General features: G+C 46.6%; 16 protein-coding genes. 12 read left to right on the top strand and 4 right to left on the bottom strand.

What is annotated here, in order from left to right:
* The first annotated feature begins 5 nt into the window (after positions 1-5).
* Entirely contained in the window at positions 6-581 is a 576-nt protein-coding gene (locus tag MHI37_RS25955) for a hypothetical protein (protein ID WP_076335942.1), read from the top strand.
* A gap of 70 nt (positions 582-651) precedes the next feature.
* Here MHI37_RS25955 and MHI37_RS25950 read toward each other — a convergent pair whose 3' ends face one another.
* The gene (locus MHI37_RS25950; protein WP_076335943.1) at positions 652-1,608 is read right to left on the bottom strand and encodes a hypothetical protein; all 957 of its coding nucleotides are present in this window, start codon (positions 1,606-1,608) and stop codon (positions 652-654) included.
* Between the two features lie 303 nt (positions 1,609-1,911).
* On the opposite strand from MHI37_RS25950, the gene MHI37_RS25945 reads away from it, so the two are divergent.
* The 9 genes from MHI37_RS25945 (at position 1,912) to MHI37_RS25905 (ending at position 17,752) form a co-directional block, all read left to right on the top strand.
* A complete protein-coding gene (locus tag MHI37_RS25945) occupies positions 1,912-3,684 on the top strand; it encodes a vWA domain-containing protein (protein ID WP_076335944.1) in 1,773 nt (590 codons plus the stop codon).
* A 25-nt stretch (positions 3,685-3,709) separates the two neighbouring features.
* A complete protein-coding gene (locus MHI37_RS25940) occupies positions 3,710-7,099 on the top strand; it encodes a tubulin-like doman-containing protein (RefSeq protein WP_076335945.1) in 3,390 nt (1,129 codons plus the stop codon).
* Between the two features lie 2 nt (positions 7,100-7,101).
* Positions 7,102-9,504 (top strand): transcription initiation factor TFIID, encoded by a 2,403-nt coding sequence (locus MHI37_RS25935; RefSeq protein WP_076335946.1) that lies wholly within the window; start codon positions 7,102-7,104, stop codon positions 9,502-9,504.
* A 59-nt stretch (positions 9,505-9,563) separates the two neighbouring features.
* Positions 9,564-10,853, top strand: a complete 1,290-nt coding sequence (locus MHI37_RS25930) for a vWA domain-containing protein (protein WP_076335947.1) — start codon at positions 9,564-9,566, stop codon at positions 10,851-10,853.
* Between the two features lie 22 nt (positions 10,854-10,875).
* On the top strand, positions 10,876-11,511 hold the full coding sequence (locus MHI37_RS25925; RefSeq protein ID WP_076335948.1) for a beta-mannanase: 636 nt from the start codon (positions 10,876-10,878) through the stop codon (positions 11,509-11,511).
* A 14-nt stretch (positions 11,512-11,525) separates the two neighbouring features.
* Positions 11,526-12,785, top strand: coding sequence for a hypothetical protein (locus tag MHI37_RS25920; protein ID WP_076335949.1), 1,260 nt, complete (start codon positions 11,526-11,528; stop codon positions 12,783-12,785).
* The gene (locus tag MHI37_RS25915) at positions 12,785-15,799 is read left to right on the top strand and encodes a hypothetical protein (protein WP_076335950.1); all 3,015 of its coding nucleotides are present in this window, start codon (positions 12,785-12,787) and stop codon (positions 15,797-15,799) included. Before MHI37_RS25920 ends, MHI37_RS25915 begins: the two co-directional genes overlap by 1 nt.
* An 807-nt stretch (positions 15,800-16,606) precedes the next feature.
* Complete coding sequence (locus tag MHI37_RS25910; protein WP_076335951.1) at positions 16,607-17,116, top strand: DUF6886 family protein; 510 nt, start codon at positions 16,607-16,609, stop codon at positions 17,114-17,116.
* Between the two features lie 78 nt (positions 17,117-17,194).
* Positions 17,195-17,752 carry a hypothetical protein gene (locus MHI37_RS25905; protein ID WP_076335952.1) on the top strand — a complete coding sequence of 186 codons (558 nt, stop codon included), beginning with the start codon at positions 17,195-17,197 and terminating at the stop codon, positions 17,750-17,752.
* 540 nt (positions 17,753-18,292) lie between these two features.
* Here the strand turns inward: MHI37_RS25905 and MHI37_RS25900 are convergent.
* From MHI37_RS25900 to MHI37_RS25890, 3 genes are read right to left on the bottom strand one after another with little or no spacing between them, the layout of a single operon-like run.
* Positions 18,293-19,441 (bottom strand): DHHW family protein, encoded by a 1,149-nt coding sequence (locus MHI37_RS25900; protein ID WP_076335953.1) that lies wholly within the window; start codon positions 19,439-19,441, stop codon positions 18,293-18,295.
* Positions 19,442-19,462: 21 nt separating this feature from the next.
* Complete coding sequence (locus MHI37_RS25895; protein WP_076335954.1) at positions 19,463-20,845, bottom strand: MBOAT family O-acyltransferase; 1,383 nt, start codon at positions 20,843-20,845, stop codon at positions 19,463-19,465.
* 5 nt (positions 20,846-20,850) lie between these two features.
* On the bottom strand, positions 20,851-21,381 hold the full coding sequence (locus MHI37_RS25890; RefSeq protein WP_076335955.1) for a DUF4358 domain-containing protein: 531 nt from the start codon (positions 21,379-21,381) through the stop codon (positions 20,851-20,853).
* 265 nt (positions 21,382-21,646) lie between these two features.
* Between MHI37_RS25890 and MHI37_RS25885 the strand changes: the two genes are divergently transcribed.
* Positions 21,647-22,882, top strand: a complete 1,236-nt coding sequence (locus tag MHI37_RS25885; RefSeq protein WP_076335956.1) for a peptidase — start codon at positions 21,647-21,649, stop codon at positions 22,880-22,882.
* A gap of 216 nt (positions 22,883-23,098) precedes the next feature.
* Complete coding sequence (locus MHI37_RS25880) at positions 23,099-24,880, top strand: sensor histidine kinase (RefSeq protein WP_076335957.1); 1,782 nt, start codon at positions 23,099-23,101, stop codon at positions 24,878-24,880.
* Positions 24,881-24,885: the final 5 nt, after the last annotated feature.

Here is a 24,885-nt window from a genome sequence, read left to right as displayed (position 1 = left end):
CTAAAATGGAAATAAACGCAAACCGATTGAATGATTCGACTACGCTGCCTTACAAAAAGGGCATAAGCAAAGAACGAGCAGCAGAGAACGAATCGAAAACAGAAAAAACTGCAGCAGAACAGAAGGAACAATACATTCCAAATAGCAGTGTGGAACAGAAAACGACTTATGAAAAGCCTAAAGCGGATCAGGCTACGATTGATAAGCTAAAGGGTGAGAGTGATCGAATTTATAATGATTTAAGAAAAATCGTAGAGGAGCTATTAAAGAAACAAGGAATGACATTCAGTGATGTAACGGCTGATACGATACTCGAGGTGGATGAGGCTACAAGGCTGGAAGCTCAAGCTCGTATTGAAGGAGAGGGAGAGCTAAGCCCGGAAAAGGTAAGTGATCGAATCGTTGATTTCGCCAAAGCAGTTTCAGGCGGAGATGCTTCTAAGTTTGAAGTATTAAAGTCAGCAATTGAAGAAGGGTTCAAGCAGGCAGCCTCTGCGTTAGGCGGGGAGCTTCCTGACATTTCGAAGAAAACCTATGATTTAGTCATGCAAAAGCTGAATCAATGGAAAGAAGAGTCATGATCTTCAAAGCTTAAAAAAACCGGCTGACAAACACTTAGTTAAAGTGTCTGTCAGCCGGTTTTTCTTCATATTATTTCAATTCCGTTTCGTTGCCAGTTGACCGAAAATCCTCATCCCACTTGTATTTCTCGTTATAGACGCGCATAACTTCTTCATACAATGGGCCTGTTCCGATTTCAGGATTGCTCTGAAGCATTCGGTAGAGCCGCAGAAAACGATCCTTCGGAAGCTTGCCTGCATAACGCATGATCAAATACGGATAAAGTGAAATATAGCGCTGCATTCTAACTGCGGCGCCGGCAACCGAGGCGAGAATATTGTCGCCCTGCTCCATTTTCAAAATCTGGATTTCGTGCAGCAGCACGTACCGAAACGTATTTTCCTTGAGCAGATCCCGTCTGATTTTTGCGAGCTCACCGATATACTCTACAAGATCTGTATTAAAATGGTCCATCAGCAGCGGGTCTATCATAAGATCCATGTCCTTGCGCAGCATAAACGATTGGAGCAGCAATATTTGCTCTATTCGGAGCTGATCGGTATGTACAAGCGCTCCGATCTCGCGCAGCATTTCATAGGCGAGCGGTTTATTGCCGCTATGAAATACTTTTATAGCTTCTTCGCGGTCATTAGCAAGCCCAGCTACGAGGGTATAGGCTTCTTTGTGAAATAAATTTTCAAGCTCTACACGTAAAAGTGCAGGGGTCAGGCGTCTCTGCAACGTCCATAATAGAGCGAGTAGCACGGCTCCTCCTATAATGGACAAGCTGGTCTGCAAAATCGACTGGCTCACGACAAGGCTTATGGCCCAAATGAGCATAACGATTACCCGTGCGCCCCACATGGATCGCTTCAGTATGGAGGCAGCCCTTTGCTCCACACCAAGCAATGAAGATTTTCCGCATACTGGACAATCCTCGTCGCCAAGTACTGTAAAGTGATTGCAGCGGCGGCATATTTTAAGCTTATTATAAGGATAACGTGTTTTAATATAAGGACTAATAATAACAGGCAGCTTCTTCATCATTCGCGATCACGCTGCCCGCCGCTTTTGAGAATGGAGAAGACAAGCTTGTTCAATTGTTCGGGAGAGGGTGCGCGTTTTACTCTCGAACGGTAGCTAAGGGCTGTGATTAAGACAAAAAGAAACATTAGCGCAAGACATACGTAAGTAACCATAGGCTGTTCCCCTCTTACAGTAATAGTGATTTATGGAAATCTATCAGGTATACTCATTTTATATTATATCATTTTCAAAGCAACAGAAACTAACCGTGACTATTGGACTAGCTTGGCAATATAGGCTGTCCCAATGTAGAGGAGTACAAATATGAATCCATTTCAACGCTTTAGGCGTCATCTCATCGTGCTTTCGATCTCTTTATTGCTTCTCCCGCTCAGCGGCCTTTCTACCGTGCATGCGGCGCAAGGCGCTTCCCAAATCGACGCAGTGCTCGTACTGGATGTAAGCAACTCCATGAGTACCAGTGATCCGGGAAAAATCGGGAATGAAGCGATGAAGATGTTCATTGACATGCTGCCGACAAAGGGAGATCGGGTGGGCATCGTTGCGTATACGGATCAGATTCAGCGTGAGAAGGCGCTGCTTGAAATTCAGTCGACAGCAGATAAAGATAATCTAAAGAGCTTTATCGACCAGTTAAACCGCGGTGCCTATACGGACATATCCGTTGGCGTCAAGGAGGCTGTGCAAATTCTTAATGACGGCGCTGATCCTGATCATGAGCCGATGATTATTTTGCTGGCAGACGGCAATAACGATTTTGACAAACGCTCCGGTAGAACACAAGCCGAATCTGATGCAGATATGGAGCTGGCGCTTAAAGAAGCGAATGACAGCGGCATTCCGCTCTATACGATTGGGCTGAACGCTAATGGGAAATTAAATGAAACAGCTTTGGATGAGTTATCGCGCTTGACTGGCGGCAAGTCGTTTGCGACCGATTCGGCAGATGATCTGCCGCAAATTCTGAGTGAAATTTTTGCCAGCCATCTGGAGCTCAACGTTGTGCCAGTCGATTCCTTTACAGCGGACGGCAGCTACCAGAATGTGAAAATATCGGTTCCCAACTCGAACGTACTCGAAGCGAATATTTCTATTATGTCGGATCAGCCTGTGGAGACCAAGCTGCTTGACCCGTCGGGCAACGAGATTCCGATCCCTTCCGATGAAGTGCTGCTGTCGAAGTCAAAGAGCTATTCTTTGCTTAAGCTGCTTGCTCCGTCACAAGGAGATTGGACGCTTCAGGTGAAAGGCGTGAATCGGGATAAAATCGATATTAATCTCGTTTTCAACTATGATTTGGGCCTCGTGATGGACCCGCTCGCTTCATCGACCTATTCAAAGGGGGATAAGGTGTCATTCACCTCATACCTCGTCAGCGGCGGCAAAAAGCTGGAGGACAACACGCAGTACAGCAACATGAATGCTGTTTTACTCGTTAAAGATATGGATACGGGCGCGACAGAGGAGATCCCGATGGAAAACGCGGGAGACCATTTTGAAGGAACATATAAAATTGCTGAGAAGCATGACTATGAGATAAGAGTAAAGGCGGAGGAGAAAAGCTTCTTCCGTGAAACAGATGCCATAACCATTAGTGCCAAATCGGGTGCGGCGACACCGGCTGAGCCAGCTCTCGAAGAGGCAAAGCCATTCCCAATCGTTCCTGTTATTTTAGGTGCTGTAGGGCTAATTGTATTGCTGGCGGCAGCTTATTATGTGCTGCGGATTATGAAGCAGGCGAATCGAGGTTTTGTCGGACAGCTGATCATCGAAATTCGCGATGAAAATACAGGCGACAAAACGTCGCCGCAGTACAAGAAGCTCTCAGCCTTCAAGGGAAAGCTTCAGCTTCACCAGCTGCTGCAGCTCGCGCCGGAAATGAAGGAAACCGAGAAGGTCATCTTTAAACCAGGCAGCAATGACCGTATCGTGCTGCAAAATGCGTCTACCGCCACGGTTGAGAAGTCGGGACGGGCCATCGATGCAGCTCGTGAGTTGGAAATGAAGAGCGGGGACCGGATTACGGTTTCGCTGAAGCAAGTGGACAAAACGATATTCATCGAATATCTCGTATAAATTAGAGCACAGGAGGCAGTAATTTATGAAACCAATCGTAAGAGAACATATACAGCAGCTTGATGTATCGCTTGGCGGAGGTATTGTCAGTGAGAAAATACGGGTAGACACCATTGACAATCCGATTTTGATTATTGGACTTGGCGGTACAGGGATTGATGCGCTGCTGCGCTTGAAATATCAGATTAATCGGCGCTTTAAGCTGCCTGAGGATCCTGTTTCCAAAAGGAAGATGGAGAAGCCAAGCAACGTGGAGTTTCTTGCCTTCGAAACGAACGAGCAGGATCGCAATAAAAAGTATAAGGGCATCGGTCTTGATCCGATTAATGAATTCGTGCTGCTATCCAATGCCGAGGTTGGGGGCTTGCTGCAAAACCGCAGTATTTTGGAGCCGTACATTACCGACTGGCTCTCGCCGGAGCTTAGCATTACCGATGGGATGAACGGAGCGGCAGGCGTGCGTCAAGCAGGACGGCTGCTGCTGTTTACGAAGATTAATCAGGTCGTGCAAAGCATTGACAAGAAGATCAAGACGCTGTCTGTCGGCACGAATAAGAAGCTGATGGTATTTCTGCTTACGGGTTTATCGGGCGGAACAGGAAGCGGCTGCTTCCTTGATATTTCCTATATCGTTAGAGGGATAATCGAGCGCGATCATGGCGCTGCGGGTATCGACCGCGTAAATACGCTTGGTTATTTGTTTACGCCGGACATTAATCTTGCGAACAAAAGCTTGAGTGATCATACGCGCGAGTACATTAAGAAAAACGGCTATGCAGCTCTGAAGGAGCTGGACTATTGGATGAATGTGGACGGTAGGGGAGAGCGCTTCAAGCAGCAGTACGGCAATATTTTATCCGTTAATTCGCCGCTTCCGCCATTTAACCTATGCCATCTTATTTCTGCTACTAATGCGGAAGGCAAGCTGCTTGAAAATGCCTATGATTACTGCATGAACGTAACAGCGGAGAACATTACGAACTTTATTTCGAGTGAAGAGAAGCAGTCGGGCGAGGAATTCGCCATTCATGACTATATTAGCAATATTCGGACGAATATCGCTCAAATGAACAAAATGTACCCGGCTAACTACGACTATAACATTATTGGTGCTTCCTCGGCGGTGCTGCCGATTGAGGAAATGACAACCTACTTAGCGTACCGTCTCTTCAACAAAATGGACAAAATGTTCGACAGGGCACCGAGTCAGGATGACGTGGAGAAGTTCGCGCACAAGCTGGGCATCGATCTCGAAACGATGATGAAGACGTTCGATTCGCGTGTGCCGGAGCCGCTCCCAGGCTTCGAGAACAGTGAGCGCCTAAGCTACAATAATGTGGTGAAGATGCAGGCAGTGAACATGGACACCGAGCTGGAGCAAAACTTCTTGGCACGTGCGCGAGAGGAATACATCAAAGCCAAAAAACAGCTTCCTGGTGAAATCGTTGGGCAATTTACTGATCAAATTCGGCGTACCTTCCTTCATCCGGAGCAGGGACCATTCTATGTGTCGCGTCTCCTTTATACGGAAAAGGGCTTCTGCCTGCTCAAGATGCTGCTCTCTTATATTGAGACGCTTCGCGAGAATCTGACACGTCTTCCACGAGAGATTGAAGCGGCTAGAGAGCAAGCGGAGGAGCGGATGGGCGATGCGAAGAGTGCGTTCGTGTCCAAGGATAAGAAGAAAAACAACTATATTGAAGCAAAAATAAATGAGTACTGGCTGCTTGCCGATGTCGAGCGCATGGAGCAATTGATTGAGTTTTATGAGGATTTGCATACGCTGCTGAATAATGAAAATAATCGGATTTACAACGTATTTACGGAAATTCTAAATGTGCTTAATTCGATTTTTGCCAAAAATGGCGAGCTTCTCACCAAAGGCGATGAGCAAGCGGATCACAAAGGAAACAAAACCTACTATTGGAATATTGTCGGCGTACCGGATATTTCCGATGTGATCAGCCGCTTGATGGACAAGAAGGACGGGGATGACCTGATTCGCGACTTTACGCAGGAGCTGCTGGACCATTCCAATCTGTGGGTGAAGGAGCAGGAGGTCGATATTGTCAGCTCCATCTCGGAATTTTTGACCGATAAATTTGGTGATCTGATTACGAAGTCGATGGAAGAGTTTCTCGTTATGAAATACGGGAACGAGGAATCGATCGAGAAGTTTGTCGAGCGCCATATCGCCAGCAAATTGGACGAGGAGGCTGTACCTGTATTCCATCTGAGCAATAGCTCGGGCAATTTGCATGTGCCGTCATGGGGCTTCGTGTCCGTACCGGTTCAAGCGCCTAGCATTTTGCGCGGTATTCGAAACTACCAAAACAACTCGATTGGCAAATCTCACTTTACCATTAAGGAAAGTGAGGTCAAAAATCGGATTTTCTGGCTGAATACGAGAAACGGTGTGCCTCTGTTCGTCTATACGCCGCTGAAGGTATATGAGGAAAGCTATGAGCGGACGATCATGGATAAGGAAGGGATTGGACGCCATTTGGTACAAACCGAGCGAGTCAATTGGACCTTCCTGCCATCGCCAATTCCAGAGAAATCATGGGGCGACACGTACGTTAATCCGCGAGTGAAAAGCTACAACGCAAGAGTACGTGCTGAGTTTGTTAAAGCCGAAGGCTATCGCATTATTGCGGAGAAGGACATTAACAATAACTTGAGCAGCCGATATGAGCTTCGTTTCACGAAACCTTTTTCGCTGGCGGCTGAATTAAAGCCATATAATATGCAGCTGGATGCTGCAAAGCCGAATTTGGGTGAGGTTAAACGAGCGTTGAATGAATTGAAGCGTCTGCTCTCGGAAGGTCTGGAGCTCGAATCGACGAAGGATATATTCGGAAGCTTCAATGAGGAGCTGGCGCAGGAAAATCTAATTCGTTCACCGGAGCAACTAAGGCTTGTTCGTGAGGAATTAGCGAAATACGACGCCATAGCGGCTAAGTCGAGCGAGCTTGAGCAGCTGCTGCACCAGCATGAGGATGAGGGAAAAGGCTTCGATCAGTTTATCGAGGCTCTATATACCGATACGATCTGCAAGAAGGGCGCTCTTTATGTGTATGACCGTGACCCGGAAGAGGAAGCATGGCCGCCATTCGCTAATTTAATGAAGAGCAGCAACTATGTGGAGCAAGAGGTCTATGAGAGCTTCCGACAGCTCGATGAGAAGAGCCGCAGCGTGCTTATGCGCAAAGCTGGCCGCAGAGTTACGGAAATGACAGCAACGGAAGATACCTCGCAGCTGCTGGCTAAGCTGGAGGAGCTGTTCGGCATTTTCTTGGATGCGCGCGAGCGTCTCGAATATGAGAAGGTCGAGCTGGCAAATGGCGAGGAGATGCATCGCTTCTACAAGGAAATGACGACAAAGCTTAATGAAATTCGCAGAAAGTTGAAATAGCTATGAGAATAGTGCTGGATCAATACGCGGCCGATTATTCGGCCGCAGAACAGAAGCTAAGCGGCCTTGAGGATGATCAGAGCAGTATTTATTATCCAACTGTCTTTTTATTTATTGGCGATGAGGCAGAAGAAGCTATTGCCCCGATGATTCGCTCGAATGAGCAGAGATGGGATAACAATGCCGGAGTTGTATACTTTCATGTATGCACAGGAGAAACAGCGGCAGCACTCGCCAAGGAGGATGAAGGCAAGCGTATTAAATCCTCTCAAAAGGTTATGCGGGTTTCACTGGCTGGCGTTACTGCGGGTCAAGGCGACAGCCGAACAAAGCGCAAGGATATCGGAGCAGCCTTCCATGAAGAAGGAAGCCATCTGGTGCAGCTTAACCGAGCATTGCGGCAGGTTAGCGATAGAATAGCGGATTATGGACGTCTGTACGCCTCCTTCGATCGCCTTCAGCTAGCTGTCATTACGAGGGTAGATGATCCTTTAAACGTGCTCGTGCCTGAAATATCGCTGCTTGCCAAATCGATTTTTCTGCTGCTGTTCAAATCGGTGCAAATGGATATGTACGCATTAATTCAGGAACGGGAGCAAGCGGAGACGTTCGGGTATGGCAGCGCGGCTGGAATTAGCTTCTTGCGTGAGCTGGACGGCATGCAGCGGCCTGATTATTCGTACTCCGCGCAGCTGCAAGTGACAGGAGACGGTTTAGCGATCCCCGTTATTCACAACTCGTCTCCGTTGTTTGATCTTGTCTATGTATTATCTGACCGCAACGAGCGTGGAATGACGACTCAGAACGGGATGCTGGATAATTATGAAATCATTTGCCACATTTTGCTGCTCAAAAACAGGAAGAGGAAGGATGCGCAGCTGCAGTCTAATGAGGTAAGCTACAACAATTCCTCCTTCAAGAACAGCTTGATGGCCGAATCTGGAAGGCAGGGCTTCGTCTCTGCTGGACTAGCCAAGGTGAAGCGTCCTAACTATTCAATTGCTTTGACGGTGCTTTATCACTTCTTCAAGCAATTGAAGCTGAGGCTGCAAAGCAGCCCTGAGCTCGGCAGCAAGGAGAAGCTGGCATTTTTCGGACTTGATGCGCCGGCGATGGAGGCGAGATTGGCTGGTATCGTACCAAGCGAGGAGCAGCTCGTCGATATGCAGGGGCTCTTAACAAGCGGGATCAAGTTCGAACAGATTCGGCGCATGTCGCTGCGCGAGGCTGAGGAAGCACTGTTCAGCGATAGCTGCGCCACCTTCTTTCATAAGCATTTCACTAGCGCAGCGGAAGAGCGCATGGGGGCTGTGAAAGCGGCCGAGGAGCTGCAGCGCACCGTTAGTCAAAGGCTGAAGGAGCATCCGGAAATTAGCTTCTATCAGGTAGCTGAATGGAGCGGCGAGCAGCAGGAGTCTGGAAGTACGGTGGAGGCTGTTCGCGCTCGTATGCGCGATTTGGTTAGAGAAATTGATTTGGCGGGCGAGGAGCTTGAGCGAACCCGTGAAATGCGAGTCGAGGATTTGAAATTCAAGCGGCTTCCGCTGCTGGACAAGCAAAACCTGCGTTCCTTTATACGAGTATTTCTTGACACCGTTTATCAACTGAAGTGGCATCTGCTGCGTTTGGAGACAGAGCTTGCGATGTATCGACGATTTGCTGGTGAGCTGAATCGACTGCACGAGACGTATCAGGCTAGCGTGGAGCAAATGGCTGGTTTAGAGCATGAGCTTAAGGAGACGGCGCTGCAAAGCATCCGTGTCGCAGATGAATATATCGGGCAGAACATTTTCGATTATTATGAGCGTGTAACCGAGAATGTGATGAAGGAGTTTGAGGAGAAGCGCGGCACAGCGGCGTTTTTTGAGAACGCATTGGCGAGCAGCGTTAGGCAGCTGTTGGAGCAGGGAGATATCCCATTCGTAGAGCGATTGATTAGTATTTGCCGCAAGCATATTTTGACCGCTGAGCCCTTTGCTCAGACCTTTGAGGAAGAGCTGCTGCTGCGGGCGAACGTATCGATTGCTTACAGCAATCGCAAAGCATTATCGAGGGACGAGCTGTTCCACAAGCTTTACCGCATGCTGGAGGAAAATGCTGTTATTCATACAAGGCTGCTCGATTATACACATGAGCATCGTTATGAGGAGAAATATTTGTTTGGAGATCGGGAAAGCGAGTTTATTCGCTATGCTCTTGGCGTGGACGAAACGTCGCGCATCTATAAGCTCGGCTGTGTGCATGAGAAGCGCAGCAGCGGGGTTGAGAAGCTGAACCTTATGGGCGGCTTTCATTTAGATGATTTAATGTACTATCGGAACGGCAAAGTCTATTACGAAACCTATATGCAGAACGGGTACGAGTTTCACGCGCTTGATCCCTCCCTTCTGCCTAAGCTTCGCTGACCGGTATGACTAGGTAATAGCTGCGGTCCACTAGCAAGTGCGGAAAGGATGCTTTCAATATGCAACGAAAAATAAATTGGCTGCTTCTGCTGTTCAGCTTAATTGGCGGTACAGTGGGGTTCGCAATCGGCGAGATTATACTAGGCGCGCTGCTCGAGAGCTGGCCGCGCTTTGTCGTCGCAGGTCTCTACTTTGGCGTTCTTGCGCTCTGCATCGGGCTGTCCTGCTTGATTGCCGAGATGATTGCGCCTCGTTTGAACGGTTCTTCCTGGCGAGCGCGTTATACAGGCTTATCGTGGCAGCTGCTCGTACCAGCTACACTGGTGCTGCTGTTTGCGGTTGGAGCGCTGCTGCAGCTTCTTTACGGGCTGCATTTCGGCGGCAGCAAGCAGGTAAAGGATATCGTGCTCGTCATAGACAACTCGGGGAGCATGCTGGAGACAGACCCGGAAAACGAGCGCTATACGGCTGCTAAGCAGCTGATTGAAAACATGAAGGACGATAAACGAGTGGCTGTAGTCGTCTTCAGCAATACAGCCGAATTGCTGCAGCCCTTCGTTTCTGTGAAGTCGCAGGCTGAGAAGGATGAAGTGAATGCGGCGATTGATGCGCTTGAGCCGACGGATGGCGGAACCAATTTTAGCCTAGCGCTGGCGGAGACGATGAAGACGATTGAGAGCAAAAAATATGCAGAGCGCGGCACGATGGTTATTTTGCTGTCCGATGGGTTCAGTGAATCTAATATCAGTCGGCAGCTTGAAGCCTATCAAGCACAGCAGGTAGTCGTCAATACGGTTGGCCTTAGTGTCGTAGATGCTAGAGGCACAGCTTTGCTTCAGCAAATCGCGGATTCTACCGGAGGAAGCTATTACGATGTATCAGAAGCAGGTGGAATAGCGCTCGTCTTCCAAAATATATACAACAAGCTTGATAATCGGACCCTCATAACGGACCGTACAGGTGTGATGGAGCATAGTACGTTCTACACGCTGCTGCGGATTTTATCATTAGCCATTATCGGTGCAGCTATTGGAGTATCGCTGGGGTTAATGTTCGACAATCGTTTCCTTGCGCTAAGCTTTGGCGCTGGAGGCATCGTCTCAGGCTTGCTGGCTGGATTTATTTTGGAATATGGATTATCCGGGCATGCGTTCTCAGATGGCTTCATTCGCTTTATAGCGATCCTTGTACTGGCGGCAATTATTGGTGCATTTACGCTTATTGTACCGGTTAGAGAGAGCAGCAGCCTTAAGCCGCGCAGTGGCGGAAGAAGCGGTGGCAAGAAGGCTGAGCCTTCCTCTACAGGCTTCAGCGGGCGGGCAAAGGACAGCCGCAGCCATGGATTTTAAACGATGCGGGAGGCGGATGTAAATGCGTTTTATGGATGCGGAGGCGGCTTCTCCTATGATCAGCGGCTTGACCCGTACTATGGAGGAGGACCGCTGTACGCTGCGCTGGATTTGGCCGCGTGATTTAGACGCGGTCTATATTGGGAAGGTATCTGCTGAGCAGGCGGAGATTAGCGGTGAGAACGCTGCAAATATGAAGCTGTACACGAAGGCGGAATATAAAGCGAACAACGGCTATCATATCCGAATCGAGGGCTTCGGGCGATATATTTTCACCGTATATGCTTGCTTGGAAGGGAGCGGCGGCCCGCAGCTTATCCTTCAGCAGAATCGTGAGAACAGAATAGAAATCAGTGCCGGCAAGGCTAAAATATATTATTCAATTTCTGACAAGAGCGGTTTTTTTCGAAAGCTCAAAACGATTCAAATTCAGGTTACGCCAGAAGTGCCGATCGCCAAGGATGTACTCTGCTATGTGAAGAAGCAAGGCGGTTACCCTGCGAATAAAGAGGACGGCTTGCAGTATCCCTTCGTTGCGCCGTTCGCGGCGGGAAAAAATGTTCTGCCAGCCATTGAGGTTGGCAAACAGGACTATATTCGATTGTTTTTCACAGATGGCCGAGCCTATGGGCAAATGTACGAGCTGATTTCAGTATAAAGGAGGCAGATCGGATGGGTATTTTTGATCTTTTTAAGAAGAAACCAGAGCCAAAGCAGCGGCCGTTATTTTATGATATTGTGTGCCCCTACTGCTTTAGCAAGTTTACGCCGGATGAGGTCGTTTTCCGCGCTACCCATTCCCGTGAGGACGATGAGGATTATGCGCTTGGAGAGGATGAGGAGCTCAATAAATATCGGGAGCGCTTTGGCCTTGATTCCGTTCACGATATGGAGGCGGTGCTGCATCCGGTAGATGTGCCGGAGGAATACCGCGTCTATTCCGACCATGTGCTCATTGGCATTAATGATCGGTACGGAGAGCTGACACGCAGAAGGCTATGTCCGAAATGCCATAACGAGCTTCCAGTAACGGCGGGCAAGGCGCCAAGCAACATCATTTCAATTATCGGCGCATCTCAGGTTGGTAAATCGGTGTATATGACGGCATTAATTCATACGCTTCAAAATACGACAGCAGACCATTTTGATGCAGCCTGCATGCCGCTTAATGCCGAGATTAGCCGCAAGTTCCGTACCTATTACGAGGAGCCGTTATTCGAGCGCGGCGATCTGCTTGCTTCCACCCAAAAGGAGAAAATGCAGGAGCCTTTCATTTTCCAATTTGTGTTTAAGGATGAATCGAAGCCGCCGCTTACGCTCGTATTTTTTGATGTGGCGGGCGAGGGTATGGTGGAGCAGGATTACCTTGGCCTTCACGGCCAGCATATCAAAAACTCGGCAGGCATTCTGCTGATGGTTGATCCGCTGCAAATTCGTTCCATTCGCGAGAAAATAAGAATGAACCTCGGCGACAAGCCGGGAGAATGGGTCTCCCAATACGATGAGCCGCGCGATGTCGTGCTAACGATGTTCGGCGATTTCATCGCTTATCAGGAGAACAACAAAACGGATATTCCGACCGCCGTCGTGCTGACGAAGAGCGACATGCTTCATTCGCTTAAGGATGAGGATGGGGAATACATTAAATCGAACAGCAATGTTTTCAACAATATGGTGCACCGCAATTATTTTAACCTGACAGAATTCGAAAATATCGATGGAGAAATCCGCCGCTTTATTGAGAAGGTCGATCGGCCCTTCAAAGGTACGATGGACGTTTATTTCAGAGATACCGCGTATTACGCCGTATCCGCGCTTGGCAGCAACCCCGTGGATCAGAAGCTGCAAACCGTCGTTAGCCCAATCCGAGTGGATGAGCCTTTCATTTGGCTGCTTTATAAGCTGAACTACATTGAGGGGAGAAGAGAATAGTGCGCGATTCCAAGCCCCGCAGGATGATCCAGCAGCAGCTGTACGCACGGGAGAGACGCGGTATTTTCAGATCCACGGAAGGCTACGACACGATCGCCAAATCAAACGGTTTAGAGCCTGCTTTTATCAAAAAAGTGCTGCATCCCTTCTGTGTATACGACGCACCTGCGGAGCTTTCCACACGCGGTGAGAAGGACGGAGCGGCATATCCAGAGACGATGCATTTGCTCCATTTGGATAATGGCGATATCCTGCTGGGACGCAGCGTGTATCAGGCAGCAGATTTCACGGGGCTTCGCAGCGCGTTCTTTACACATAACTATGTTATTCCAAGCGGTCATGAAGATGAGTCAGTCAGTCCTTATGAGAGCTGGCTGCGAGCATCCTTTACGGACAGCTATGATATTGACAAGGGGACAGAGATCGCAGAGCTTGCGCATTTGCCGCTTGAGAGGGCGGCTGTAGTTAGACCCTCGTATCGTTCCATATTAGCACTGCTGAATATTGGAGAGAAGGCTTTCAAGCAGCTGCTTTATGCGGTGATGGCAGCCGTTGGCGGCAAGAAGAAAATATATGTTTCGCTTGATGTGCCTATTGCTCAACTGCCGGACAAAGCCAAGCAGCTTCTGATGGTGCTTTATGCGAGCCTGCCTTATGCCTATCGCAAGCAGCTTGGCTTTATCACCTATGCCAAGGAGCCGCAAAGTAGAAAATCAGTGCATTTAACGTTCGTTGAGCAGGGGAGCCTACGCCCGGGAGATCGAAGCATCGAGAAGGATTTTACGTTTGATTTCGTGAGCGGCCGGATCATGAATGTGGATTTGGATGGAGCGGAGCAGCCGTATTTGGATTTCGCTTGGGACATGCTAGAGCGACCGGATCGCGCGGAGAGCTTCTTTCAATTTGCTCAGTTAATGCTGGCAGATATGGGGGCAGAGCGTCAAACAGCTGCATCCAGCTATCATGAGCTATGCATTATTTATCAAATTGAGGAGGGCAATGAATCGCTCTATGAAGCGCATAAAAGCGCGGTGCTGCGAGGCCTGCTCGATTATTTGGAGCCATCAGGCTCAATAGATTCAAAAATTCGGCTGAATGATATTCTTCTGTCACGCTTCGATTATGAATTTGATCGTGTACGGCAAGGGGCAGTTCCCGAGGCGTTCATTGTGGATGTCTTCAAGGAGTATTACCGAATCGATGGCAAAAATCTTGAGGGCAAGATGATCTCTTTCTTCATCTCAGCGCTCAATAATGCGAACAAGCAGAACGATCAGGAAGCAGCGGCTGCGCTTTATGCGGCAATTGAAAGCAGTCCGAATTTAAGCAAAGCCTTTTTTAAGTCGCTGCTTGCTGGTTCGCGGCTGGCCGACACATTACTGCTGCCCTTTCTGGAGAAGAAGCTTCAAGCGGTATCAGGTGCCAAAAGCGTGCTTCAGCTCATTGAGGAGTGGGGCAGCGTGCATCCTAAGCTGCTTGGTTATGCGCCTTTCCATACACTAGCCCGTCAGCAGCTGCAAGGCAAGCTTGAGCGTGAGCGCTATTCGCTCCCAGCGGTTAGCAGAGCCTTCGAGCAGCTGCGCAGGCTGGATGGAATAGAAAAACAGCGATCCTCGGATGAAGCTGGGGATTTATATCGGGAGCTGGAGCTTGCTGTCTATCGGACGACGCTTGCTGAGCTTGAGCTGAGCAGGATCACCAAGGATCAGCTTGCGTCAGCAGATTTCCTAAGCCATAAGGATCGGCTGCAGCGCTGGAACGGAAAGCTGCAGGATCCGCGTCAGAGCTCGGCAGCCGTTATGCTGCTTGCCTTGTATGAATGGTTTGTGCAGCCTAAGCCGTCAGCTTCATTGTTCGACAGACTGTCGCCGCCGGAGATTGATCTTGTACAGTTGGCAGGACGCGGGCTGCTGGAGGGACAGCTGGATCGAGCTGATTTTCCGCAGCTTATGCTGGCGTTTCTGCGCAGTACCGATACAGAGACAGTAGATTATGTGGGATTGCTGGACTATTTGCATCGTCATGCTCCGAATAAGGAAATGATTTATCAGTTTTTTCAATGGTCTGAGCAGCAGTCTGAATTCATGAGGCCAAGAGGGTTCGTACCTGCATATTCCTCAGCGATTGTCAGCTATTTTGTGAAATATGACCGCGATGCTTTCAAGAAACGTGCGAATCGGAAACAGCATTTCGACAAGGGAGGGGCCTTCCTTAAGGCTGTATATAAGCAGGCTGAACGAGAGCTTTCCTCGGGCAATCCCTTATTATTTTTTCGGAATTCGAAAGCGAAGATGATAACAACGATTGCGGGCCTCGGAGTTGTATTGATCGTTGCCGGGTTCATTTACTCTAATGCGAACAAAGGCGATGAGGGGAAGGAAGGGGCCATTTTGCCTGGGGTTCAGCCTACTGCTGAAGCGAATATGACGGGTCCAGATACGCTCGTTTATGCGGAGCTGCAGCCGGAAATCGAGGGGCAGGAGGCAACAACCTCCCTAGTGTTCTTGTTCAAGGACGCAGCCGCTTGTGAACAGTTTGCACCGAGCTCGTTAACTATAGAGTCGGCGGGCATTGAAAAGGTTGAATATACTAAGCTGATGCTAGCCTCTAACTGCAGCACGGATACGGCAAATGGCAGTGTTACAGACGCACCTTCCGGAGAATGGTCGCAGCAGCCTTCGGAGTCAACGGAACCGTCTGCATCTTTGCCTGCTGCAACGCCTGTATCAGATGCGGAATACGGAACGGCTGCTTCGAGTGATTCGGGTGCTTCAGGGAGCAGTTCTGCGACAACCAATCCTAATGCGCCTGAATCTGATTCTGATTCGGGGAGTCAAGCAGAAACTAGCCCTCTGCCAGACATCGGCAGCAATGAGGCGAATGAGCTCAATGGTTATGGAAGCCGGGTTGAAGTTAATCTCGGCAAGCAGGTCGATATCCCGGCGGACAGCATTATCCGTATCGGTGAAGAAGAATATAAGCTTACTGTGTTAAGCGTTGTAGATAAATCATAAACATTTCCGCTAGTTAACTTATCCTAAGTTGATTAGCGGATTTTTTTTGGAAGTAATAACTCAAGCAGAAGTTAGTTAGCGAGATAGCATACAAGATGGTAAGGTGTAAGTCGTCAGTTGATATAAGCTGGATAGTTGGGTTAGTTGAGCCCATCTGCCGCCTCTACATTGCGCTTTATACAGGCCTGTTGATTACCCAGTAAAAGGGAATGTGATTTGAAAAGAGCTTATCCATTCCCAGCAGAAATAGGACGACTACAGAGACCTATTCACACACGTTCCCAACCAATGGGCACATCATGCCCGCTCTACGGTGAAATAGGTCTAATTTTTAGATCTAAATCCACCAAATGAGCTTAAAACGCTGAAATAGATCTAATAAATAGATCTATTCTTACACCTTCCCAACAAATGGGCACATCATGCCCGCTTTGCGATGAAATAGGTCTATTTTTTAGATCTAAATTCGCCAACTTAGCTTAAAATGCTGAAATAGATCTAATAAATAGATCTATTTCCACACCTTCCCCTTATCCTAATACTTGGATAATCAACAGGCCTGTATTTTGTGCAATGTAGCTCTGAAAATCGCTCATTTTTTTGCTTTCTATTGCAGAAAGTGCATTACTTTGATTTGACTACACACGAACTCGGCCGTAGGCTTTATAATGAATATTATTATTCTCCATACTTAGGTAGGAAATCGTATTTTATCTATGGAAATTGAAAACCTAATTACAGTAAGATTATTAAGATAAGTTAAGTTTGTCCTTGCAGCATACCAATCAATAGTAAAGAGGGTGCGGAATGTTATATCATTTTAGCGAGGATAGCAGCATTAAATTATTTGTGCCACGAGAAAATCAAAATATACCAGGCAGTCAGCCCGTCGTATGGGCGATTGACGAAGAGAATGAATATTCATATTATGTTCCAAGGGACTGTCCCCGCATTGTTTGCAGGAGAACGGAAGAGACGACTGAGGAGCATGTACAGTTATTTTTCAATCATACGTCTGCGCATACAATCGTTACAGTGGAAAGTGGTTGGTATACAAAAATCGCCGAGCAAATGTTGTATAGATATCACTTTCATGAGGATAGCTTTGAACTTATGGATAAAACAGCGGGTTATTATGTATCACATCAAACGGTTATACCATTACAGGTAGAGCCGATAGATCGTTTAATGGATCGACTTTTGGAAAAAGGCATCGAATTAAGATTTACCCCTAATCTCTATCCGCTTCGCGATGCTATATTAGCTTCAAGCTTTGGAGATTTTGGAATATATCGGTTCCGTAATGCAAAAAAATAATCGATATGCTCGAATTCCGCAACTATTAGCTCTTATTCCCGTCTAAATGCTAGGTAGAAATAATGGGAGGGCACCCAAATGAAACGATTATACTCATTTATATTCGTATTGCTGCTAATCACTGCAGGCTGCAGTACGGAAAAAAATATTAAAATAGAATCAACAAGGATACAGAAACCTAGTAAAGCTGCTGAGCAAAATACGATGCCGAAGACCATGCCGAATGCTTTTAATTTCATGGTCCGCTACGGATATGGAACCGTTAACAAAAACGAAATTAATACTTTTCAAGGAACAGCAACAAAGGATTTGATCATGAATGGGACAGCTTCTGCAAAAATTGCGTTTACAAAAGAAGAAATGATCAGTATTTATGAGAAAATGAGAGAAATAAACATCATGGCTATGAAGGAGCTGGAACCAGCGGTTAAAGGCTGTGAACGTGTTCCTTACAGCGAGGACACATGGGAAATCAATATAAATGGAGAAACGAAAACTTTTACTTGGACGGACAAATATTGTGAGTTATCTGAAGATGCAGAGCGTGTATTGGAATTGCGAGAGTACATTCAAAGCATTGTCGAGGCTAAGCAGGAATACATCAACTTACCTGAATCAGAGGGCGGTTATGATTGATTGAATCAGCGTACCAATAGAAAAGACTGTTTTTTGAGAAGCTGAGCTTTTCTAGAGTACAGTTGGGGCGGAGGGAGTAAGCTGGAAATTTTAATTGTTATTCTGTTGCTTATCGTCATTGGATTGCTGCTAGTAATTAACTCCAAGCTGCCAAAGCGTGATTTAGCGAAGGAAGCAATAGAGCGTTATGAAGCGCAGAAGCAGAAGGAAAACTAACCCCCTAGTAGATAATACTACTATTGAGACTCCACGTTTATTGGCTCAGTGCTGATATGTGGGTGAAGGCTCAGGAGGCTGTTTGAGTAACAGGAAATTCTCCTTCTAATCTTTCGATTTGTACGTGTTGGAGCTTGATACATGGAAAAACTACCGTTAATTTGGACAAATAGGGTCAAAATAGATCAAGCAGACAAAATTAGCGGGTGTTTTTCCCTGTATATCTGAAAAAGACTCGGTATTGCCTAGTTTAACTGGAGATTTTCCAGCTATTCTTGCCGCCACCAGACAAATATAGGATTAACCGCCCCAGCTGCCATCCTCTTAATATTTCAGCTTCAACAAATTCCGTTCGGTTATAAACGTTGTTGTATTAAAGAGCAGAAGCACATCCTTAATCCCGTTTTCCGCCATGTAGTCGCTGATGCTGCCATTATAGTAGCGAATATCGATGACATGAATTTGTTCCACATGCTGCGTAAGGAATGGCAGGAAGCTGTGCGCATAAGAATCCTTGATGACCAGCAGCTTATCTAGGTCAGCTGTGCCAGGTGTAAGCTCGGTTTTAAGCGTTAATAACGCATGCACGCCGCCGAGAAAATAAGAGTATTTATCCTTTTTCGCTAAGTAGCTCGGATCATACATGCTGCTGAGCGTTTGATCGGTATCCGCAACGTACATTTCAGTAGCGAAACTATTTTTCGGTAAATAGGCTTGTATGGCATCCGCGTCCAATCCGCTGAATTGACTGCGCGTATGATAGCTGCCAAGAAACGAATCGGTAACGGTTTTAATATCAAAATCCGTTTCAACAGCGGGCGTCCAGCCCATGTTCTTTGCGTAAGCAGCATAAGCCAGATAAGCGCCATAGGTTGTCCAGTGGTGATCTGTTTTGTAGTAGATCGGCTTGGAGCCGCTGGCAGCCGGACGCAGAAAGTCAAAGCCGTTGATAAACGATAAGCTGCCCTGGACCTGATCAGCAATAAGGCTGTTTACGTTCGTTTGCGGATAAGCTTCGGCGAGCCAAGGCAAACGCTCGGGATAAAGGCCGATAGAGGTAGGCGCCAGCATAAAGGTTACATTTGCATCGGGATGATTTAGCGCATATTTCTTTACCGCCGCTGTATATTCCAAGAGCTCTGCGGAACTCGGCTCATTGAACTTTTCGAATAAATAGCCATCCGAGCCCTTGTAAATGCCGTTATTTTCCTGCTGCAGCCGAAGCTGCTCCAGTAATGATTTTGACCAAACCCAGCCCGTCCGGAAAGGGAAATGATCGGTCACATAGCTTTCGGATTCATCCGAAAACTTCTTGGACCAAAGGTTCTCCCAAGTAAGCTTGGGTGCTTGCTGCAGTGTGCGATTTTCTACGTCGGAGAATACTTGCACAGGCAGCACAAAAAATAATAACGACAGGGCAAACAGAATACTGACGAAGCCCCATACAAAAGCGCGATCCGTCTTCTTGTTCATATTTGCCAGCCTCCTTCACCATTAAAAACGGAAATACAAAAACGGGTTAAACGTGGCGTCAACCAAATAAGCGATTGACATGAGAAACAGCACAGCATGCCAGCCGAGCTGAATGACCGGTGCTAAGCGAAGCTCTTTCTTGCGCTTGGGCAAGGATGCCAGCACTAATAGCAGAATCAAAATAGCGTTCGTATACAACAGATACAACGATTCATCATTCCATAGCGGCTGATCGTTAAATCCAAGCATAGCAGCGAAATAAGCGCTCATTGCCGAAAGCTCATCAAAGGCGAAAAATACCCAGCCGATTAAAATAAGCAGCAATGCGTACATATGTCGAACCCAGACGGGCATTCGCTGCAGCAGCCTTAGGCCGAGCCATTTTTCAAAAACGAGAACAACTCCGAAATATAAGCCCCAAAGCAGAAAATTCCAGCTTGCCCCATGCCAAATGCCAGTCAGCAGCCAAACGATCATAATGTTTCTTAGCTGCTTCCAAGGCCCTTTCCGATTACCGCCAAGCGGTATATACACATAGTCACGAAACCATGTGCTGAGTGAAATATGCCACCGACGCCAAAAGTCAGTAATGCTTTGCGCCGTGTACGGGCGATTGAAGTTTTCATTAAAGCGGAAGCCAAACATGAGGCCAAGCCCAATGGCCATATCGGAATAACCGCTGAAATCGAAGTAAATTTGAAAAGCGAAGGCAATGATCCCTAGCCAAGCAGTCAAAGCCGGCATCGATTCTACGCTTGTGCTGGATATCGTATTCCATAAGAGGCCGATATTGTTGGCAAGCAGCACTTTTTTCGCTAATCCAATGATGAATCTCCGCACGCCCTCCGCGAATAGCTCTGTGCTGACGGTCCGATGGCGCAATTGCTCTGCGATCGTCGAGTACTGAACGATAGGCCCAGCGACGAGCTGCGGAAACAAGGCGACGAAGGTAGCGAAGTCGAGCCAGTTGCGCTGCGCTTTTGCAGTGCCTCGGTAGATATCAATAATGTAGGACATGGACTGGAACGTATAAAACGATATGCCAATTGGCAGCGCCAGCTCAGTTAACGGGATTTGCGTACCAAGCAGTGCATTCACATTTTGGATCAAAAAATCAGCGTATTTAAAATAACCGAGCAAAGTCAAATTAACGATGATGGAGGCGACAACGATCCATTTCCGCTGCAGGCTGCTGCGCTTCGGATTGCTTAGGAGCAGTCCGAAGCCGTAGTCTGTAATCGTGGAAAGAAGCATGATCGCAATATACACGGGCTCGCCCCATGCATAGAAAATGAGGCTTGTCGCGAATAATACGAGGTTTTTCAATCTCCACGGCGATACGAAATAAAGCAGCAGCACAGCAGGCAGAAAGAGAAAGAGAAAAAGTAGACTGCTGAATACCATACTCGTTATTTCTGTTCGAAGAAGGAGTCAAATGCGTTAATGAATTTATCGACATCGGCAGCATCCGCAATTACAAAAAACACATAGTTTCCTTTGGTTACAAGCTTATAGTTTTTCGCGTTCTCGTATTGGTCCGGAAGATAGGTTTCAAACGTTTTTTGGATATCTGCTGCACGCTTCTTAATGCCATCTTGGACGGCTGTTAGATCCTTAGCATCTTTCACTTTGAACACGGCAACTTCATTCGTTTTGATATTCATCATTGGGGACATAATTGTATATTGATCGAGTAAAGATGCGTCGAAATAGTACATTTGGTTGACCATATCCCCAGTCATTTCAACCAAGGAAGGCTGCTCAATTTTGGCAAGCATTTCATCAACCATTTCTTTGGTCGTTTTTGTCGTAGAAACTTCAGCTTCCTGGTTTGTGGAAGTATTGTTATTCGTACCAGAGTTTGTGTTCGAGCCTGAGCATGCAGTCAGAACCAAACCTAGTGCAATAACGAGCATAAAAGCAAAATATTTTTTTTTCATAGTAATCAATCTCCTTGGTGTCTATTTTTTGTGTTTCAAAAGGTAGAAACGGGAATCAGTCCAATTATGTTGCAGTTGTATTAGTATTGGGAAAAAATAACGCAAGTAACTCTGCAATATTGTATTTGCAGAATGGTCACTTTTAAAAAGGTACCAAAAACTTATTTTCAATTTAAGCAACATTCAGCAAATTTCTCCGTTTAGAAATGTGTAAGCAAGCACGCCTACTACAAAAAACTTAGGTACTTCATTGGAGGAAACACAGATGAACAAAATGAACAAAATGTTAGCAACAACATCTATTCTAGCCATGGCAATTATTCCGCTTACCGCATACGCACAAAATGTTCCACCCTCTACGATTCATAATGGACAAGGGATAATTCAAAACCAAGCTAAAATTGTCCCAGCTACAATGGGGCTTATTACTAATTTTGTTAATGATAAATCGGGTAAATTCATTACCGTATTAGGTCGAGGTCTTGCTGTAACTGATCAAAGCGAGATCATTTTATCTATTACTAAAGATACTAAAATTATTGATTCTAAAGGAAAGAAAGTGGCATTAAAAACGATTATTGATGAGAAAAAAGTCGTTAAAGCATTTTACGGAGGGAATATTACGCGCAGCCTTCCCGCACAAGGAACTGCACTAACGCTCGTTGTTCAAGATCAAAGCTTTCTTGGGATTAATGGTATAGTATCCGAAGTGAAGGAAGACAGTATTGTAGTAAAAGGGACAGACATCTATTCATCAAATGAAGAGACGGTTATTCTACGATTTGCTAACAAAGCTCAAATTTTAGATCAAAATGGCATAGTTATTGAAGCAAGCGTGATTCAGCCAGGGATGAGCGTCAAAGCATTCTACGGCCCTGCGGCTACGATGAGTATTCCTCCTCAATCGACATCCAACTATATTTTGGTGAATACGATTATGGAAGAAGACGCTCAGGAAGATGAAATCGGTACAAATGGTATTATCACGAATGCAACAGATAATCGTTTTACGGTAATTGGAAATCCAATGAAAAAGGGCGGGTCGGATTATGTTATCCTATCCGTAGATGAAAATACTCAAATCGTGGACGAAGATGGAAATTTATTAACGGAAGCAGCTTTGAAAAGTGATGTTCGCGTCGATGCTTACTATAATGGAGTAATGACAATGAGTTATCCAGGTCAGACTCATGCGGACAAAATTGTTGTAAAAGCAATGGATACTTACAAAGTTGAAGGCACAATTATAGCCTCGGACGCTGCAACGGAAGGTCAAGTATATGTCGATATCAATTCAGACAAATCTACGGCTAACGATATAATTCTAAATATTTCAGATGACACTAAAGTGATCTCAATGTCCTTGAATGGTGCTGATTTACGAGAAGGTATGAAAATTACTGCATACCACTCCCCAATCATGACGAGATCGTTACCAGGTATAACTAATGCTGAAATTGTGATCGTGAATGCTGACGACAATGCAGCAGCTCTTCAATAAGCATTAGATTGAATAAGCAAAAAAACAGGCAACTTTTCGTTTATCATAAACGAAAAGTTGCCTGTTTATGTTTAAAAATGATTATAACTAAGCATATTTGTGTATGAGCAGCCCCTCTTATCTATTTTTAAGTTGATTAACCGCTTACTTCCGCTTTATATTATGTAGTAAAGTTGGTGAAAAATATATTTTTCGGCTAGGGGGCGTAACGAGAACATGGATAAGCGGCCAAAACGCTTCGAATGGTTCCGCAATTTATTAATTCGCAACAAGATTATGCTCGTATATGTTCCGCTTATCATTGTCCCCCTGTTCGTGCTGGGCTTTGCGTCCCACCATATTTATACGAAGGCGATTGTAGAAAAAACAGTGAAAAACGTATCCGATAATTCCTCGCTCATTATTACTCAAATTAATGGAATCATGACGAATGCGACCAGTTCAGCGAATATGCTGACTTTGAATTTGAATAAGGTGCTGGTGGAGGAGCAAGCAAGAGGACAGGTTTCTGATCTGCAGCTTTATACGAAGATCACCAATCAGCTTAGCTTTGCCATGGTCGTATTTCCTGATGTAGAGTCGGCTGCTTTCGTAGATCAGAACAATCGAATTTATGGCTCCAGCTTGAGAATGGAGAGCGAGCCCGAGCTTGCTGCTGCAAGCGAGATGCTGGAGCGGCTGAAGCAATCGAATGGCGCAAATCTATGGTTTCCGATGCAAAGACGAGATTATTTGGTTACGGACTCGACGAAGCCTGTCCTTACGCTAGGCAAGCGAATCGTCAACATCAATACGGGTGTTCCGCTTGGTTATGTTATTTTGAACATTCGTGAAAGCGATGTATCGGAAGTGTATAAAAATATAGGTTCAATCAAGGAAGGCTCTTATTTTATCGCTAATAGCAATGGGCTTATTGTATCCTCGCAAAACGAGGCAGACGTTCTGGAGCAAGTAGCTGAGCCCGCCTTGCGGAGCTGGGTCATGGAGGGGAAAGCCAAAACTAATATTCAAGTGACCAATCAAGGAAAGATGCTGTTGATCAGCACGGATATTTCGAATCTAGACTGGCACTTAATATCAATGATGCCTTATAATCTGCTGACTGAGGATACGAGCAAAATTACGAGCTTAATCCTCTTGATCGGTCTTGTCTGCTTTGTAATTGCGCTATTTAGCGCAAGGCTGCTGTCCAATGTCATTTCTAAGCCCATCGTTCATTTGTCCAGACATATGAAGAAGGTGAAGGAAGGGAATTTGGACCAGCAGATTGAAGTGACCTCGGGTGATGAAATCGGGCTGCTCGCCTCGGGCTTCAATACGATGATGGGCCGAGTCCAGGAGCTGCTGGTCAACATTAGCGCGGAGCAGAGGAAGAAACGGGAGTACGAGCTCGCGCTCATGCAGGCGCAGATCAAGCCTCATTTTTTGTACAACACGCTGGACGTTATTTATACGCTGTCGGAGATGGGCAGGACAAGAGATGTGCAGCGAACGACGAAGGCGCTTGCCGACTTTTATCGGGTGGCACTTAGTCAGGGCAAGGACCAGATTAGGCTGGAGGATGAAATTAGAAGCGTCAGCGATTATTTATCGATTCAGCGTATTCGTTATTCGGACGTGTTTAATTATGAGATGGATATTGCTCCCGACATTATGGCATGTACGATTCCGAAGCTGACGATTCAGCCGCTGGTGGAAAATGCGATTTATCATGGCTTGAAAAATAAAGCGAGCTTTGGTCAGCTTACAATAACCGCAAGGCGCGAGGATCAGAAGGTTATCGTGGTCGTGAGAGATGATGGCGCAGGCATTGCGGAGGATCGGCTGCTTGCGATAAAGAGGAGCATGCATGACTCGCAGCAGCAGGTAGGATTCGGCCTAAGCAGCGTGCAGGAGCGAATAAAGCTGTATTTTGGTGAGCTGTATGGGTTGCAAATTGAGAGCAAGAGCGGACAGGGCACCAGCGTAACGGTAGAGCTTCCGTATCAAGCGAGCTAGGGGCG

This window comes from Paenibacillus sp. FSL H8-0548 (assembly GCF_038630985.1).
Lineage (GTDB): Bacteria > Bacillota > Bacilli > Paenibacillales > Paenibacillaceae > Pristimantibacillus.
The sequence above is the reverse complement of the archived record's forward strand: the minus strand, read 5'-3'. Positions and strand labels throughout refer to the sequence as shown.

Excerpts from the sequence above, each read along its gene's own strand:
- MHI37_RS25955 (WP_076335942.1), top strand. The coding sequence starts at position 6 with ATGGAAATAAACGCAAACCGATTGAATGATTCGACTACGCTGCCTTAC.
- MHI37_RS25950 (WP_076335943.1), bottom strand. The coding sequence starts at position 1,608 with ATGATGAAGAAGCTGCCTGTTATTATTAGTCCTTATATTAAAACACGT.
- MHI37_RS25945 (WP_076335944.1), top strand. The coding sequence starts at position 1,912 with ATGAATCCATTTCAACGCTTTAGGCGTCATCTCATCGTGCTTTCGATC.
- MHI37_RS25940 (WP_076335945.1), top strand. The coding sequence starts at position 3,710 with ATGAAACCAATCGTAAGAGAACATATACAGCAGCTTGATGTATCGCTT.
- MHI37_RS25935 (WP_076335946.1), top strand. The coding sequence starts at position 7,102 with ATGAGAATAGTGCTGGATCAATACGCGGCCGATTATTCGGCCGCAGAA.
- MHI37_RS25930 (WP_076335947.1), top strand. The coding sequence starts at position 9,564 with ATGCAACGAAAAATAAATTGGCTGCTTCTGCTGTTCAGCTTAATTGGC.
- MHI37_RS25925 (WP_076335948.1), top strand. The coding sequence starts at position 10,876 with ATGCGTTTTATGGATGCGGAGGCGGCTTCTCCTATGATCAGCGGCTTG.
- MHI37_RS25920 (WP_076335949.1), top strand. The coding sequence starts at position 11,526 with ATGGGTATTTTTGATCTTTTTAAGAAGAAACCAGAGCCAAAGCAGCGG.
- MHI37_RS25910 (WP_076335951.1), top strand. The coding sequence starts at position 16,607 with ATGTTATATCATTTTAGCGAGGATAGCAGCATTAAATTATTTGTGCCA.
- MHI37_RS25905 (WP_076335952.1), top strand. The coding sequence starts at position 17,195 with ATGAAACGATTATACTCATTTATATTCGTATTGCTGCTAATCACTGCA.
- MHI37_RS25900 (WP_076335953.1), bottom strand. The coding sequence starts at position 19,441 with ATGAACAAGAAGACGGATCGCGCTTTTGTATGGGGCTTCGTCAGTATT.
- MHI37_RS25895 (WP_076335954.1), bottom strand. The coding sequence starts at position 20,845 with ATGGTATTCAGCAGTCTACTTTTTCTCTTTCTCTTTCTGCCTGCTGTG.
- MHI37_RS25890 (WP_076335955.1), bottom strand. The coding sequence starts at position 21,381 with ATGAAAAAAAAATATTTTGCTTTTATGCTCGTTATTGCACTAGGTTTG.
- MHI37_RS25885 (WP_076335956.1), top strand. The coding sequence starts at position 21,647 with ATGAACAAAATGAACAAAATGTTAGCAACAACATCTATTCTAGCCATG.
- MHI37_RS25880 (WP_076335957.1), top strand. The coding sequence starts at position 23,099 with ATGGATAAGCGGCCAAAACGCTTCGAATGGTTCCGCAATTTATTAATT.